Origin of the sequence: Aneurinibacillus soli (assembly GCF_002355375.1) — a bacterium.
GTDB classification, from domain to species: Bacteria; Bacillota; Bacilli; order Aneurinibacillales; family Aneurinibacillaceae; genus Aneurinibacillus; species Aneurinibacillus soli.
The window spans coordinates 807,039-822,026 of sequence record NZ_AP017312.1 but is presented as its reverse complement, the minus strand read 5'-3'; the positions used below and the strand labels follow the sequence as shown (position 1 = coordinate 822,026).

The window sequence follows — 14,988 nt, the reverse complement described above, 5'->3', positions numbered from 1 at the left end:
GCTGTACATCTGCCAGACGGCAGACGTACAGCTTTTTTCATAAAATTGATATTACGCTTGATTTTTCTCTGTTCGGTCGATTGTTGCCCCACCTAGGCACACATCACCCTCATAGAACACAACCGCCTGTCCTGGTGTAATCGCACGCTGCGGTTCGTCGAACACGACCCGACAGCGATTGTCCGCTTCTACATATACGGTTACCCCTTGATCAGGCTGACGATAGCGGAACTTCGCTGTACAGCGGAATGTAGCAGGTTCCGCCCGATCGCTTACCCAGTGTAAGTCGCTCGCTTCCAGCCAGTCTGTATACAGACGGTCATGATCACCTTGCGCTACGTATAAAACATTTTGTGCGAGGTCTTTGCCGACGACAAACCATGGCTCACCTGTTCCAGTACCGCCACCGCCAATGCCAAGCCCCTGTCGCTGACCGAGCGTGTAATACATAAGCCCATCATGACGTCCTTTGACCTCACCATCAACACTGCGAATCTCACCTGGATTTGCCGGAAGATATGAACTAAGAAACTCTTTAAAATTACGCTCCCCGATGAAGCAAATGCCCGTACTGTCTTTCTTCTTCGCCGTCACCAGCCCCGCTTTTTCAGCAATCGCACGCACTTCCGTCTTCGGAAGATGCCCCAATGGGAACATCGTCTTCGACAATTGTTCCTGACCGAGCTGATTAAGGAAATACGTCTGATCCTTACGCGCATCTGCGCCACGCAGCATGCGGTACTCCCCGTCATGGAAGTCCACTTGCGCATAATGACCTGTTGCGACGTAATCTGCACCCAGATCAAGCGCACGCTCAAGGAAGGCTTTAAATTTAATTTCCTTATTGCACATCACGTCTGGATTTGGCGTCCGGCCTTTTTTGTATTCATCCAGAAAATATGTGAATACCTTATCCCAGTATTCTTTCTCAAAATTCACCGTGTAGTATGGAATACCAATCTGACCGCATACCCGGCGCACATCTTCGTAATCTTCTTCGGCCGTGCAGTGGCCGAATTCATCGGTATCGTCCCAATTTTTCATAAAGATGCCGATCACATCATATCCTTGCTGTTTAAGCAACAGAGCTGCGACGGAAGAATCCACGCCGCCTGACATTCCAACTACGACCCTTGTGTTTTCTGGTGCTTTATTCATCTATATCAACTTCCTTATTTGCATAATTCAGAAGCCAGCCTGCTTCGTTCACTCATTATAGCAAATCCGCTTCTTTACAACCAAATTTATTTATTCGGGGCATCCATATGCATCTGTAGTTTTTTCTATCATTCCTTATTATATTTTTAAATTTTCTGAAAAAATGTGACAAGTTTCACGATCTATGTTATAATCAACCAAATAAGAAAACACTACTATTTACAAGAGGAGGTTTTCATGCAAAAGATAAAAAACATGTCGTTGTCCGTATTCAGAAAGCCACACAGTCATAAGGGAAACAGGTGGCCCTTACTTATAGGAATCCCTGTCATTGCATTGTTTTTACTTATCCACACGGTTAATTCTCTTGCTGAAGCTCCTCAATCCACCGGAGAACATATTTCTACTGAACTGCAGCACCAGAGCGAAACATCATTTCTTCTGACACCGCTGCAAAACGGAGAAGCCTCAGCAAAAGAATTAGTTTCACTCGGCCTAGCTTATGGCACACCATCTGACATTGTCACCATCGCATCCCGATCCAGCAAAGCAAAAGAACGAGCGCTCTCTCAGAGGAAAAAGAAAACATCCCGCAGTGAAATGCGCCAGGCTCGTGAAGGCATGGTATTCACAGCTAACGCATCCGGCTACACCGGGCCAGGTAAAACAAAGCTCGGAACAAAAGTGCGTCCCGGTATCGTAGCTGTTGATCCGGATTACATCCCACTCGGCACTGTTCTGTGGGTAGAAGGCTACGGTACATGCCGTGCCGAAGATACAGGTGGTGCGATTAAAGGCAACGCGATTGATCTCGTCTTTGCTACGACAGAAGACGCGAATGCCTGGGGACGCAAAGATGTACAGGTGCGCGTGATGAAGCTCCCGGAATAAGTTATGTATAAAGAAAAATCCCGGTTTTGCAATAGCCGGGATTTTTCTTTATTTTATTTGGCTTGTATCTGTTCAAACAGCAGGCTGGCAGCAGCCTGCTTCATTTCTTTCGACACCGGGCTGCCCGCTGCTTTTGCATGACCACCACCACCGAAAAAGGCTGCGATGTCGCCGACGTTGATCTCGTCTTTAACGGTTCGATAGCTAATTACGCGCGACATATTAATGATCGCCACAAAATCAACGTCCGGGTTCGCTTCTGCCAGCGCATTCCCCAGTTCAGAAATGTACTGCTCCGCAAATACGACACCTGCTGTATAGCCGTTCACATCCCGGATCTGTACGTCTTTTGATTTTCCTTTGATATACTTCTCGATTTTTTCCTGCTCAATCTCTAATAACATTTTTTCAGAATCCGTAAAATCTGGTGAGCAGTCCGCTGTGAATCGGCTGACAAAACGATCCCGCCCCAGAATATAAAACAGATCATTCAACTGCTTGGCATGCAAATTGTTATTTTCTTTCCAGTCCCACGTATCATACTGACGCACCATCTCAACATAGCGGGCAAGTTCCGGGCTATCCGCAAGCCAGCCCTCTGTAATCAGATGCTGATAAAAAAGCGTTGTGCCACTTTCCCGCACCCCGTTCTGCTCTACTGTAACCTGAGCCCAGTCGTATTGATTTAGTCCTTCTGCCGTCTGATGGTGGTCCAAAAGCATAACTTTCTCCCGCGCATACGGGCTCATTTTCTCAATAATATCGGCCACCTCTTCATTCACCGAGATATCTGTAATGAAAACCAGATCATACTTACTCAGATGAAAGTCCAAAAAACGAGCGACTTTGTTATTAATATCATCGTAATTTGAATAATCGATATGCGCCGTATCGCCAAACGCCATCCGGGCCAGAATACCACAGCTTACTCCATCCGTATCATTGTGGGTAAACAACTTCACAGCACGCGGCTTATCGCGGCGAAGAGGGCGCTTCGCTGTCTGCGCCGCTGTAAATAGCTCATCCGCAGCATCCGAACTAATCTGCACTTTAATCCCTCTACTCTGTGCCTTCGCCAGAAAATCCTGCATGCTCGTTGTTGATTTTTGTTTCATCAGTTTGCTCCTTCGTCTCTCTATCCAGTCATATATCCCGTGTCTTTCATTATATCAGTAAAATACCCTTTTCTATGCAAAAAAAGCGATGTACACGCTGATAGTGTGCATCGCTTTTATATTTTTACCCTTCATTCAATGAATCAGATGGTTTTGGAAGCTCTCTTGATTCACTCTGAACAGGGGCTTTGCGTGTTAAATTCTGAATCAACTCGCCCAGATCCAGTCCCGATACGTCTTTGACCATCTGCGGCGCTGTCGCCATGAGAGACGTTACATAATTGCTCACCCGTGTCGCCCCGGCTCCGTTCCCGGTATCGACTACCGTCAGCTTGTCGATGCCTTTCATTGGCTCTGCTACTTTACCGGCTAATTCAGGCAACATCTTCACGATAATATCAAGCACGGCCGCTTCGCCGAACTTCTGGAACGCTTCGGCAAGCTTTTCCTTCGCTTCCGCTTCCGCCAGACCGCGCAGCCGGATGACCTCGGCTTCCGCTGTCCCACGCGCTCGTTCCGCATCGGCTAACGCCTGTCCTTCCAACCTCTTCTGCTCGGCAAGCGCCGTTGCTTCTGCTTCAATCCGATATTTACGCGCATCGGCTTCCCGCATCTGTTTGGCTTTTTCCGCTTCTGCCGCTTGTTCGACCGCATACCGGTCTGCATCCGCTTTCTTCTTTACTTCTGAATCGTACTGCTTTTCCCGGCGGATAATCTCTTTTTCTTCGAGATCAATCTCCCGCTCTTTGCGCACAATCTCCACCTGCATCTGCTCTTCTACAACCTGCTGCTTCGCACGTGCTTCCTGAATGGAATATGCCTGATCTGCTTCAGCACGTGCCGTATCCTGTTCGCGCTTGAATGCGGCTACTTTTAACTCTTTTGACTTCTCGGCTTCCGCAATATTCGTATCACGCAACAGCTCTGCCTTTTGCCCTTCTTCTTCGGCTAATGCTTTTTTGATACGCGAATCCCGCACGGCTTCCGCTTCCGCAATATCCGCATCCCGCTTGACTGCTGCAATTCGAGGTTTACCAAGTGCATCGAGATAGCCATGTTTATCCCGTACATCTTTAATCGTGAAGGAAACAATTTGCAGGCCCATCTTGCGCAAATCTTTGGCCGCCACTCCCTGTACTTCCTGTGCGAAACGGTCACGATTGCGGTATACTTCTTCTACCGTCATAGAGCCAAGAATCGAGCGCAGATGCCCTTCGAGAACCTCCTGTGCTTCGCCTTTTAACGCCTCAATTGGTTTGCCAAGGAACTGCTCTGCTGCGGTAGAGATATCTTCAATCGAACCGCCAATTTTGATAATGGCTACCCCATCGGCCATAACCGGAACCCCCTGCTCCGTATACACTTCTGGCGTTGAGATATCAAGCTTATGCGACAGAAGCGAAATAAACTCCGCCTGCTGAAAAACCGGCAAAATAAACGCCCCTCCACCCCGCACAATCTTAATGCTACGCCCGGATTCATCGGTCATGACATTTTTGCTTCCGAGAAACGAGCCTGTAACAATCATTCCTTCATCCGGGCTTACCGTCTTGTAGCGCGCCCAAAATGCAACACCAACCATAAGAATCACGACTACGATAATTGCTGGTATTACTAAAAACTCTGACATATTTTCGTCCCCTCATATCTCATCATAGTGGATTACATACAACGTACCGTCTCTTGCTTCGATTACTAACACACGTGCGCCTTCCTCAATGGCTTCCCCATTCAATCCAGCTGCCGTATGTGCAACATTTCCCGCGCCGAACCGCACCAGAACTTCACCATACCCACCAGCCGGAATCGGCGTGAGGACATCTCCCACCCGTCCCGCCAGGTCCTGGATCGAGAATCCGGTTGAATTCTCCGCGTTCTGCATCGGTCGTACATAAAGAAAGTACATGAAAAAAGCTGAAAAAATAGCAAGCAGGATGGAAGCCATACATACGGCCTCGCTCCCCATTTCCGTGTAGCGAAGTAGCATCACACCGGCCCCACCAAATACAGTCAGTCCGACTATCAACGAAGTTGGCTGTATAACATGAAGACTGTCCACGATTCCATCTAGCCAGTCCCCAAACAAAAGCATGACAACCGCAAATAGAACCCCTGCTACCAGACATCCCATGTACAGCGTGATCATGAGACTCCTCCTCTCTTCCTCGTTATTTCTTTTACGTTCTACATCGTCTTTTTGTTTCAAAATTTTAACTTTTATCCAAGAAAAAAGAAGACTGGCACCATCGCCTGTCCTCTTTTTGCATACTTATTTCTTTTCTGTTTTTTCTACATAGGTTGCTTTGTATTTATCAAGAATCGGCTTGAATTTCGCCAGATCAATTCCTTCGTTCGCAGCCGCTTCTTTATTAACAACAAATTTCAGCTCTTTCGGGTACTCAACCGGCATATCGCCTGGTTTTGTTTCGCCTTTCAGAACTTTAATTGCCATTAAGCCTAACTGGTAGCCATGGTCTTTATAGTCGATACCGAAGCCAGCAAATCCACCCGCACGAACAGAATCTGTTTCACCAACGAACAACGGGATTTTATTTTTCTCACTTACTTGTACAATTGTTTTAATCGCGGATACTGCTGTGTTATCTTTCGGTACATAAATCACATCAACCTTGCCAACAAGAGACTCTACTGCCTGCTTCACTTCAGATGTGTTGCTAGCATTTGCTTCTATTGCCTTCATGCCCATTCCATTCATAGACTCTTTGGCTTTCTTAACATTCACGACGGAGTTTGCTTCCCCTGAGTTGTAGATCACGCCTACAGTTTTCGTATTCGGATATAATCCCTTAATTAATTCAAACATCTTACTGATTGCTTCTGGATGTGTGTCAGAAGCACCTGTGACATTGTGTCCCGGCTTATCTTTGTTATCTACCAACTTCGCTGAGATCGGATCGGTAATTGCCCCGAAGAATACCGGGATATCCGTTCCTTTTGTCGCTTTTACCAAAGATTGTGCACTCGGTGTAGAAATTGCCAGGATCGCATCCTTCTTATCCGCTGTAAACTTTTGGGCAATCGATGCTACTGTACTTTGATCCCCCTGTGCAGATTGAAAATCAATGTTAGCATCTGCATATCCATTTTCTTTTAATGCCTGAATGAACCCTTCGCGTGTGGCATCGAGAGCCGGATGTTCAATAATTTGGGTAATCCCGATGTTAACAGGCTTTTTGTTCGCATCTGTCTTCTTCTCTCCCGATGCTGGCTTGTCCCCGCCGCCACAGGCAGCAAGAAACACGAGCATGAGCATCAGTAGCATACTGACAAGTGATTTTTTTGCTCTCATCATAGTAGAACTTCCCCTTTGTGTGTATTATTTTATTTTTCTGATAAGTAATTATACGCACACTCTTTTATGATTTAAAGGGGCAAAATTTTTCCCGGATTCAGGATGTTTTGCGGATCAAACATCTCTTTCATACTTCGCATAACATCCAGCGCGGTACCATGCTCTTTTTCTTGATACTTTATTTTTCCGATACCGACTCCATGCTCGCCTGTACATGTACCACCCCGTTCAAGCGCATAGTTTACAATATAATCATTCACTTTCTCTGCCTGTTCGACTTCCTGTGGATTTGTTTTATCTATCATCAATAATGTATGAAAATTTCCGTCTCCGACATGTCCGACAATCGCACCAATCATACCCGTGGAAGCAAGCTGCTCTTCCGCAAAGGCAATGGCACCTGTCAATTCAGACAAAGGAACACATACATCTGTCGTTAGCATGCCCCGTCCTGGATAGCCATGCATGAACGCGTAAGCCATATGATGACGCGCCTCCCACAGCGCTGCCTGTCCGAGTGATTCTGACTCGAATACGAAAGCAGTGCACTGTTGCTCATCTGCCAGTTCACGGGCAAATGCTATATCCTGTTTCAGGCCGGCCTCATTGCCATGGAATTCGAGGAACAGCGTGGCCGATTCAGGATACGTCGTGCCTTTATATGTGTTGACCTGTCGGATGGAACGTGCATCGACAAGCTCCAGGCGGGCTACCGGAATACCAGCCGCCATAATCGCATACGCCGTATTGACCGCATCACTGATCGCAGGAAAGCTTGCACGCGCAGACATCGTGGCTTCCGGAATGCCATACAAACGCAAGGTTAGCTCTGTAAACACACCCAATGTTCCTTCCGAGCCGACAAACAGACCCGTCAGATGATACCCTGATGAGGACTTGGCCGACTTACCGCCTGTGCGGATTACGCGGCCATCTACTAACACAACTTCCAGGTCCCGCACTTGATCACGCATAATACCGTAACGCACCGATGTCGTTCCACTCGCATTCGTAGCTGCCATTCCGCCAAGTGTCGCATCTGCTCCTGGATCAACTGAGAAGAACAAGCCGTGTTTCTTCAATTCTCGATTCAACTGCATCCGGGTTACGCCCGGCTGTACCCGCACCAGCATATCTTCGGCACGAATCTCAAGAATGTGATTCATCTGTTGAAAATCAAGCGAGATGCCACCCTGGTACGGAATCGCCTGTCCTTCCAGCCCGGACCCTACTCCAAACGGCACAACCGGCACACGATTCTCATTCGCCCATGTCAGCACCCGACTCACGTCTTCTGTGCAAGTCGGAAACACCACTACATCCGGCAAATGGGAGGGATGATGGGATTCGTCCTTGGCATGCTGCTCAAGCACAGTCGAGTTTACACTTACTTGTTCGGGTGACAGCAACTCCTGCAACTCTTTTATCATTCTCTCATTCATTACTCTCTCTCTCCTCCTGGCAAAGCGTAAGCCACGGCCGATCGCCGCGCCACGCGATTTCAACTGCTGTATCAAAAAATGCCGACATCGTCTCAGACGTCAAAATATCAGCTGTCTGCCCAGCCCGGAATACCTCTCCCTGTTTCAGCAACAATACGTGACTGAATATGGGCATAATCTCTTCTGGATGATGCGTCACATAAATCAAAGTCGGACCATCCGGGCGCTTGCCCATGTGCTCCACTGTTTGTAGTAACTGTTCTCTGGCGAATACATCAAGTCCAGTAGCCGGTTCATCAAGAATGAGCAGCTTCGGTTGTGCCATCAGTGCTCGTGCAATGAGCACACGCTGCTTCTCTCCTTGCGAAAGTGTTTCGTACAGCCGCTGTGCCATCGCGTCACATCCAAGCTCTTCAAGCAATACATGCGCTCTTTCATACGCTTCTGCCCCTGGTTTCTCATATAGAAGTCCCATCGAGGCATCGAGTCCACTCAGTACGATATGTTCGACTGTTTCCGTCTTATACAGCTTCTCCTGCATGGATGTGCTGACCCAGCCGATGGAATGGCGCAGCTTGCGCAAATCATACGTTCCGAATTTTTTCCCCAGTACACTGACGCTTCCTTTAGAGGGCCACATATACCCGTTAATAATATTGAGCAACGATGTTTTCCCGGAGCCATTGAGCCCCATGACGGCCCAGTGCTCGCCTGGCTTCACCCGCCATGTCACATTATTCAGAATACATTTTTGCTCCCGCTTCCATATTACGCCCTGAAGATCAATAATCATGTCGCTCTCCTTCTTCATTGTAGTTTTGTATGCCAAATAGCCACCTTTAAGAGGTGGCTATTTGGCATACCTACTATTTTAAGATAGACTCGATAAAAACCGTTGTCTCCCGCCCCAGGTCCACTTCTCTTACTTCTGTATCATCATAATCATATTTGCCTTGGCCTCTGCTTTCTTTAAAAACACGCACGATTGGACGGGATGGCAAGCCTTTGTGTTGTCCAACTACAACCCCAACCTCTTCCGTGCTCAGAAGCACAGATGCTCCTGTCGGATACAAGGCAATCGATCGTAAAAACTGAATCACCATCTCATGGTCAAAGCGTTTGCCTGCCAGTCCCATAATAAATTCTGCCGCTTCATACGGCGTCATCGTCGGCTGATCTGTTGAAAATTCAGAGAGTAGATTATCATAGAAATTCGTTATCGCTACGATTTTGGCATATTCATGAATATCTACGCCTGCAATCGCACGCGGCTCGCCTTGCCCATCTACATGCTCATGGTGTTGCAGCGCGATATGCGCCGTCGCCAGACTCACTTCATGTTTTTTGCGGAGCACATTAAATCCGATCCACGCGTGATGGTCCCCTTCTTTTGTCTTACGAAGCGGATCATCCGGCATCACGACTTTGCCTACATCATGAAGCAAAGCACCAAGAGCAAGTTCTTTAAGCTTTGTTGTATTGTAGCCGAGCTGCATCCCAATCACACAAGACATAATGCATACATTCATAGAATGAATAAATAGATGATTGTCCTGTGTGCGAATGTCATTTAGATTCAACAGCACATTTTTTTGTTGGAAGATCTCATCTACAATCGTCCCCATCGTTTTTGAAACCGTACGCGTGTCAAAATCCTTGCCGGTCTGAACACATTGGAGCACGTTTGCAACATTGGAGATGGCTTCGCGGCGTGTTTCTTCCGATACGACATCCTCCATTTTGATATCATCAAATCGCTCGTCTTTAATATATATCATCGTAACACCAATTCGATATAACTTGTTAATCATTCCAGGCGTTAGCAGCACACCTTGATTTAACAATGTTCGTCCATCACTAGTATAGATGCTTTTTGCAAGCACCTGTCCTGCCTCTACACTTTCCAGACTGACCTGGCGCATCCTTTTTCTCCCCTTTGCCTTACTAGGTTATCCATTATTGCTATTATATCGCAACAAAATCCTTCGTGATGCCCTATTTTATCTGGCTATCTGAGACAGACACATCATGGTATGCTAGAAGATGGACTACATAATGGAGGGTTAGTACGATATGAAACGATTAATTCGCTGGTTCCTAAACGGCCTGCTTGTTCTGACTCCAATTGGAGCTACCGCCTATATTTTCTTTTCATTATTTACATTTGTTGATAGCCTTGGGAAAAAAGTTCTTGTCTATTTACATCTGCCGCATGTCACAGGACTCGGTCTCATTCTGACACTCAGTCTGATTGCACTAACCGGATTCACCAGCCAACTCTGGCTCAGCCGCAAGCTGCTTGAATGGACTGAGAGGATAATCGCTCGTTTCCCCGGACTCAAGACCGTCTACAGTATGATTAAGGATACGGTACACTCTCTAATTGGAGACAAACGTTCCTTTTCCCAGGTTGTCCTTCTTACACACGAAGACGGCGGAAAGCGAATCGGCTTTCTTACGTCCGAGGATGTAACTGCCTTTGAACTTGATTCTTCCCATGTTGCCGTATACGTTCCGCACGCGCTTCAGGTAAGTGGAGAGCTCCGTCTATATCCGCGCGAGCTTGTTACGTTTATCGATATACCAGTAGAAGAAGCGATGCGCTTCTGTCTAACAGCCGGTGTAGCCCTTAAATCTGAGCAACCTTCCCGCTAGTCTTCCTCTACAATGACAGCGGGCCTATGGCAGGGAGAATTCCGATCCGATCAATCTCTCTGCCATACTTCTCCATATAAGCGTGCTTTTCCTCTTTTTCTGTAGGTCTCCATCCCCAGCAGACAGATCCAACATTCGCTTCTGTTCCCAGCCGCTTTAACTCTACCGGAAATACGCACGCTTTTCGATTCGGGCATACCCACCAGCAGTTCTCACATGTTCTTTTCATGCTGCACACTCCCTTTGTTTACCAAATCCACATTTTTTCATCATACCGAACCAATGTGAATACATATAATAAAGCAGCGTTAATGTTTTGTTAAAATGAATCGTCTTACCTATGCACGCATTTGCCTCAGTATATGTAAGTAAGCCAAAAAAAGTGTATTGTATGCTACGAATCAGCGATTGTACAAATAGCCTTGATAGATCACTTCCGCAAGTGCACATGCCCCTGGAATGTTCAAATACCATGTATAGAATGCCCGTAGCTTGGGAACGGTAACTTCCTCACAACGAGCTAGGCGATTGATTCCTGTCCGGATCGCAAGCATCATCCAGTACACACTCCAATTGATAAACGGAAAGTACAACACGAAAAACCATAAAAAACTGATCGTATGTTCACCCAGACTGAATCGCAACGCTGTACAGAGTAGCGCTATGAGTCCGAATCGAGCTAACCCGCTCACTTGTACATTCCTCCTCGCTTCCTGTTCTATCGTTTTATTCTCCCATGTTTCCCCGGCGTTTGTATAGCACATTCATTTTCTAGGCACAGAGTAAAAATTGATATATAAAGAAAAAAGGAGGGTCTATTATGATGAGTACCATTGATCAGCAGGAAAAAATGCTATCCAACCGTACCATTATCAGCCTCGGCCTTGTGTTTAGCGCACTCATTTTCTCTGTCGCATCTTTTCTCCTGACGTTCACCGGATTTTATTATGTAACGGTAATATTGAAGTGGGGAGCTGGCCTTACTGCACTTGCACTGGCCTTCCACACCGTCAACATCCTCAGAAAAAAAAATCTCGAACCCTCTACTTTGACGCAGGCTGCCTACGCTTCTCTCACACTTTCTGTTCTGTGCCTTTCCTGGCTTCTCGGTACGTCCATCGTACTTGCTGTTTTATAACGTTGTATATAAAACAAAAAGCGTCCCAAACAGGACGCCTTGTTTCTTGTCTATTATTGCGCAATGGACTGCCGTTCCATTTCTACCTTACGCTTGGGAGCCGGCACACGAACCTTTTTTACACGATATTTCTGTTGCTGTCTTTTCAGGAGAAGCGGCAGAACATATAGACTCTGAGCAACATAAAAACACCAGAAATATCCGTGAATGGATAAGTCAAAGCGTAGATTACAAAGCACAACAAATGTCGTGAATGCAAAAAAGCAAAAGTAAAAAGAAAGAACTTCATTACGCTTTGTATTTTTATAAAAAACACCTAGGACCAGCAGTGAACATAAAAACACAGCTGCATCATCTATGTAGTACATCATATGTCTGTATTCTCCTCGTGTTTACTCAGCAAATTACAAGCCAATTGTATTAGAAAATTTTATTCCACTACATACACTTTATACTAACTATTTATAATCAGCAAAGGACTTTGAACTCATATATCCAGTGACTTTTGTATCTAAATACTAATAAATACCATTATCATATTACAAAAAAACATAACATATCCTTCCACACTTTAAGAAAAAGAAAAAAAGCGCCGGATTGTCCTGGCGCTTCTCTATATACCTGCTTTTCTGTATGATATTATACGTTTACTTTTCCATCTAAAATAGTATCCACTCCTACATGTGGATAGCCGAGCGCATCCGCAACTGCTTTATATGTCACTTTACCATCTACTACATTAATACCGCGAGCAAGTGCCCGATTATTCTGTGCTGCTTTTTTGTAGCCATGGGTTGCGATCTGCACACCATACGGGATTGTAACATTGGTAAGTGCCAGTGTAGATGTACGGGCTACTGCACCCGGCATGTTAGCTACTGCATAATGGACAACGCCATGTTTTACATAGGTCGGTTCACTGTGTGTTGTCACACGGTCAATTGTTTCGATGGAACCACCTTGATCAATAGCTACATCGACGATAACAGACCCTGGCTCCATCTCTTTCACCATCTCTTCGCTCACAAGGCGCGGCGCGCGCGCCCCTGGCACAAGAACAGCACCAATTAGAAGATCTGCTTCTTTCACAGCCTTGGCGATATTGTAACGATTAGACATCAATGTCTGAATACGTCCCTGGAAAATATCGTCCAGTTCACGCAGTCGATCCGGGTTGATGTCAAGCAGAGTTACTTTCGCGCCCATGCCAAGTGCAATTTTGGCCGCATTCGCTCCCACAATCCCTCCACCTACAACGGTCACACGTCCAGCTTCCACGCCCGGTACACCAGCCAGCAAAACACCTTTGCCACCCTTGGATTTCTCCAGGAACTGTGCACCAATCTGTACAGACATGCGGCCCGCAACTTCACTCATTGGTGTCAGAAGCGGCAGCGCACCATTATCGAGTTGAATTGTTTCATATGCGATAGCTGTTACTTTCTTTTCCACCAGCGCTTTGGTCAACTCTGGCTCAGGAGCCAGGTGAAGGTATGTGAATAATACCAATCCTTCACGGAAATAGGTATATTCTTCTGTAATCGGCTCCTTTACTTTCATCACCATGTCGGCAGCCCACGCTTCTTTTGCCACCGCCACGATTGTAGCACCTTCTTGTACGTACTGCTCATCTGTAAACCCGCTTCCGATACCTGCCTGTGTCTCGATTACAACTTGATGTCCCGCGTGAATAAATGCCGCTACGCCTGCTGGTGTGATTGCTACACGATTTTCATTATTTTTAATTTCTTTTGGAACTCCGATTATCATCTCTTAGAACCTCCTTTGTTGTTGACCAAATCAAATGCATATCTTTTGTATGTTTATTGTATTGACTTTTTGATCTTTTTTCTTTGTCGGAAAACTAAAAATTATCTCATCTTATTTGTAGATTTCCACAAATATAGAGTATGCAAACTGCCCTGCTTTATGTAAAAAAAGCGATCTCCTTCGTCATAAACAAAGGGGATCGCTCATTCCTACTGTTGGTACCTCTGCACCTGCAAATCAAGAAACAGGGTTACCCTATCGTTTGCATCCTGCAAGTCAATGCCTCCGACCTCACTGATGCGCTTCAATCGGTATGCAAGGGTATTCGGATGGATATGAAGTTGCTGTGCAGCTGTATTTACCTTACCTGCTACACGCAGGAATACATCCAATGTTTCCACTAGGTTGCTCTGATTCTGCTGATCGTATGTCACAAGCCGTACCAATTTATCATTCTGGTAGCCCTGCTCCTCATTCCACTGCTTCATCTTCGGAAACAAACGATATATGCCCAATTCACTGTAGCCCACTGCCCCGGCAAGTTCGATCGGAAAGCAGTTCTTAAGGTGCAGCACCTCCAGCGCCTGCTGGTAGCTGCGCCATATATCGCCCAACTGCAGGACTGGATTCCCGTGTCCCGCTGCCAGGTATTCCTGGCCGAATCTCCGAGTCAGTCGCGTCTGCAGCTCATTCACAAACACACGGCTTGCTTCGTGCATCTGTTTTTCTTCCCCCGCATGCATACCCGCAAGCACAATAAGATGTCTACCGTCAAACGTCCAGAGCAGAAGCTGACGAAATACAAAAAAATCTCCAAGATGCTCAAGCAAGTAAGCTAACTCCTTTTGCATCCGCTCCCAGACACCCTCCGAACAGCTGGCTTCAAATACAAGCACCTCCAGCACTCCCGAAAGTGACACCCCCAGCTCGTGTGCCTCCTTCTCGACTGCCCGACTGTCTGTTTCCCTACTGCGAGACAGCAAACGCCAGAGTAGCTGCTTCCGCTTTCCTTCGTTTTGTTCATACCGATTCTTCCGATGCAGAAGCCCCGGCAATGCCAGGCGAGCTGCCTGCTTTAATACGATCAAATCCGCGTCTTCCAGTGTGCGGTTCGCTTCCTGTACCCAGATGTAGCCGAACACCTCTGTTCCACGCCGGATGGAGACCGCAACGCGACTATCGAGGCCTACATCACGAGCTGCCGGAATTCTCACCGGGTCATCACTATGCATAAGCGCCTGAATCACCCCGTCTTTCCAGAAGCGGACAAGCACACTTTCTGGAACTTTACGCTTCATGATCGTCTGAATGCGGACTGGATCCGTTGCATCATCATGCATACTATACGCCACTACATGATGATTCATATCCTCAATCGTAATCGGATTCTCCAGCCGTTCTGCAATCAAATCTGCCAGCTCCATCAAATCCGCAAACTCTCCGAACACGTCCATTGCACCCCTTCTTTCTTCCAGTTTCGCTTGAATCCTGTATACGAAAAAAAGC

Annotated in this window: 16 protein-coding genes; 3 read left to right on the top strand and 13 right to left on the bottom strand. The window is 46.6% G+C overall.

The annotated features are described in order from the left end of the window. Nucleotides 1-51: 51 nt before the first annotated feature. Nucleotides 52-1,158, bottom strand: coding sequence for a tRNA 2-thiouridine(34) synthase MnmA (mnmA, locus tag CB4_RS04170; RefSeq protein ID WP_096463718.1), 1,107 nt, complete (start codon nucleotides 1,156-1,158; stop codon nucleotides 52-54). A 237-nt stretch (nucleotides 1,159-1,395) separates the two neighbouring features. On the opposite strand from mnmA, the gene CB4_RS04165 reads away from it, so the two are divergent. Continuing rightward, nucleotides 1,396-2,049, top strand: coding sequence for a 3D domain-containing protein (locus tag CB4_RS04165; protein ID WP_096463717.1), 654 nt, complete (start codon nucleotides 1,396-1,398; stop codon nucleotides 2,047-2,049). 53 nt (nucleotides 2,050-2,102) lie between these two features. On the opposite strand, the gene CB4_RS04160 is transcribed toward CB4_RS04165, so the two are convergent. From CB4_RS04160 to CB4_RS04130, 7 genes are all read right to left on the bottom strand, one after another. Beyond that, complete coding sequence (locus tag CB4_RS04160; protein WP_096463716.1) at nucleotides 2,103-3,164, bottom strand: DHH family phosphoesterase; 1,062 nt, start codon at nucleotides 3,162-3,164, stop codon at nucleotides 2,103-2,105. A 124-nt stretch (nucleotides 3,165-3,288) separates the two neighbouring features. Then, nucleotides 3,289-4,794: a flotillin lipid rafts scaffold protein FloT gene (locus CB4_RS04155; RefSeq protein ID WP_096463715.1), complete on the bottom strand. Its 1,506-nt coding sequence runs from the start codon at nucleotides 4,792-4,794 to the stop codon at nucleotides 3,289-3,291. 12 nt (nucleotides 4,795-4,806) lie between these two features. Then, nucleotides 4,807-5,310, bottom strand: coding sequence for an NfeD family protein (locus CB4_RS04150; protein WP_096463714.1), 504 nt, complete (start codon nucleotides 5,308-5,310; stop codon nucleotides 4,807-4,809). 123 nt (nucleotides 5,311-5,433) lie between these two features. Then, on the bottom strand, nucleotides 5,434-6,477 hold the full coding sequence (locus CB4_RS04145) for an ABC transporter substrate-binding protein (protein ID WP_231956140.1): 1,044 nt from the start codon (nucleotides 6,475-6,477) through the stop codon (nucleotides 5,434-5,436). A 71-nt stretch (nucleotides 6,478-6,548) separates the two neighbouring features. Continuing rightward, the gene (locus tag CB4_RS04140; protein ID WP_096463713.1) at nucleotides 6,549-7,919 is read right to left on the bottom strand and encodes an FAD-binding oxidoreductase; all 1,371 of its coding nucleotides are present in this window, start codon (nucleotides 7,917-7,919) and stop codon (nucleotides 6,549-6,551) included. Further along, nucleotides 7,912-8,712, bottom strand: coding sequence for an ABC transporter ATP-binding protein (locus tag CB4_RS04135; RefSeq protein ID WP_096463712.1), 801 nt, complete (start codon nucleotides 8,710-8,712; stop codon nucleotides 7,912-7,914). Before CB4_RS04135 ends, CB4_RS04140 begins: the two co-directional genes overlap by 8 nt. A gap of 73 nt (nucleotides 8,713-8,785) precedes the next feature. Continuing rightward, nucleotides 8,786-9,841, bottom strand: coding sequence for an HD-GYP domain-containing protein (locus CB4_RS04130; protein WP_096463711.1), 1,056 nt, complete (start codon nucleotides 9,839-9,841; stop codon nucleotides 8,786-8,788). A gap of 151 nt (nucleotides 9,842-9,992) precedes the next feature. Here CB4_RS04130 and CB4_RS04125 point away from each other — a divergent pair, with 151 nt between their 5' ends. Continuing rightward, nucleotides 9,993-10,574 (top strand): DUF502 domain-containing protein, encoded by a 582-nt coding sequence (locus CB4_RS04125; protein ID WP_096463710.1) that lies wholly within the window; start codon nucleotides 9,993-9,995, stop codon nucleotides 10,572-10,574. Nucleotides 10,575-10,581: 7 nt separating this feature from the next. Here CB4_RS04125 and CB4_RS04120 read toward each other — a convergent pair whose 3' ends face one another. Further along, nucleotides 10,582-10,803, bottom strand: coding sequence for a hypothetical protein (locus tag CB4_RS04120; RefSeq protein WP_096463709.1), 222 nt, complete (start codon nucleotides 10,801-10,803; stop codon nucleotides 10,582-10,584). Between the two features lie 172 nt (nucleotides 10,804-10,975). Continuing rightward, nucleotides 10,976-11,266 carry a hypothetical protein gene (locus CB4_RS04115; protein ID WP_231956139.1) on the bottom strand — a complete coding sequence of 97 codons (291 nt, stop codon included), beginning with the start codon at nucleotides 11,264-11,266 and terminating at the stop codon, nucleotides 10,976-10,978. Between the two features lie 128 nt (nucleotides 11,267-11,394). Here CB4_RS04115 and CB4_RS04110 point away from each other — a divergent pair, with 128 nt between their 5' ends. Next, entirely contained in the window at nucleotides 11,395-11,712 is a 318-nt protein-coding gene (locus CB4_RS04110) for a hypothetical protein (protein ID WP_096463708.1), read from the top strand. A 53-nt stretch (nucleotides 11,713-11,765) separates the two neighbouring features. On the opposite strand, the gene CB4_RS21405 is transcribed toward CB4_RS04110, so the two are convergent. From CB4_RS21405 to CB4_RS04095, 3 genes are all read right to left on the bottom strand, one after another. Then, entirely contained in the window at nucleotides 11,766-12,083 is a 318-nt protein-coding gene (locus CB4_RS21405; RefSeq protein WP_096463707.1) for a hypothetical protein, read from the bottom strand. A 268-nt stretch (nucleotides 12,084-12,351) separates the two neighbouring features. Next, complete coding sequence (ald, locus tag CB4_RS04100) at nucleotides 12,352-13,482, bottom strand: alanine dehydrogenase (protein WP_096463706.1); 1,131 nt, start codon at nucleotides 13,480-13,482, stop codon at nucleotides 12,352-12,354. Between the two features lie 209 nt (nucleotides 13,483-13,691). Beyond that, entirely contained in the window at nucleotides 13,692-14,936 is a 1,245-nt protein-coding gene (locus CB4_RS04095) for a PucR family transcriptional regulator (protein WP_096463705.1), read from the bottom strand. Nucleotides 14,937-14,988 lie beyond the last annotated feature (52 nt).

Bases quoted from the DNA above. Each gene is read 5' to 3' on its own strand.
- mnmA (WP_096463718.1), bottom strand. From the start codon at position 1,158: ATGAATAAAGCACCAGAAAACACAAGGGTCGTAGTTGGAATGTCAGGC.
- CB4_RS04165 (WP_096463717.1), top strand. From the start codon at position 1,396: ATGCAAAAGATAAAAAACATGTCGTTGTCCGTATTCAGAAAGCCACAC.
- CB4_RS04160 (WP_096463716.1), bottom strand. From the start codon at position 3,164: ATGAAACAAAAATCAACAACGAGCATGCAGGATTTTCTGGCGAAGGCA.
- CB4_RS04155 (WP_096463715.1), bottom strand. From the start codon at position 4,794: ATGTCAGAGTTTTTAGTAATACCAGCAATTATCGTAGTCGTGATTCTT.
- CB4_RS04150 (WP_096463714.1), bottom strand. From the start codon at position 5,310: ATGATCACGCTGTACATGGGATGTCTGGTAGCAGGGGTTCTATTTGCG.
- CB4_RS04145 (WP_231956140.1), bottom strand. From the start codon at position 6,477: ATGATGAGAGCAAAAAAATCACTTGTCAGTATGCTACTGATGCTCATG.
- CB4_RS04140 (WP_096463713.1), bottom strand. From the start codon at position 7,919: ATGAATGAGAGAATGATAAAAGAGTTGCAGGAGTTGCTGTCACCCGAA.
- CB4_RS04135 (WP_096463712.1), bottom strand. From the start codon at position 8,712: ATGATTATTGATCTTCAGGGCGTAATATGGAAGCGGGAGCAAAAATGT.
- CB4_RS04130 (WP_096463711.1), bottom strand. From the start codon at position 9,841: ATGCGCCAGGTCAGTCTGGAAAGTGTAGAGGCAGGACAGGTGCTTGCA.
- CB4_RS04125 (WP_096463710.1), top strand. From the start codon at position 9,993: ATGAAACGATTAATTCGCTGGTTCCTAAACGGCCTGCTTGTTCTGACT.
- CB4_RS04120 (WP_096463709.1), bottom strand. From the start codon at position 10,803: ATGAAAAGAACATGTGAGAACTGCTGGTGGGTATGCCCGAATCGAAAA.
- CB4_RS04110 (WP_096463708.1), top strand. From the start codon at position 11,395: ATGATGAGTACCATTGATCAGCAGGAAAAAATGCTATCCAACCGTACC.
- CB4_RS21405 (WP_096463707.1), bottom strand. From the start codon at position 12,083: ATGATGTACTACATAGATGATGCAGCTGTGTTTTTATGTTCACTGCTG.
- ald (WP_096463706.1), bottom strand. From the start codon at position 13,482: ATGATAATCGGAGTTCCAAAAGAAATTAAAAATAATGAAAATCGTGTA.
- CB4_RS04095 (WP_096463705.1), bottom strand. From the start codon at position 14,936: ATGGACGTGTTCGGAGAGTTTGCGGATTTGATGGAGCTGGCAGATTTG.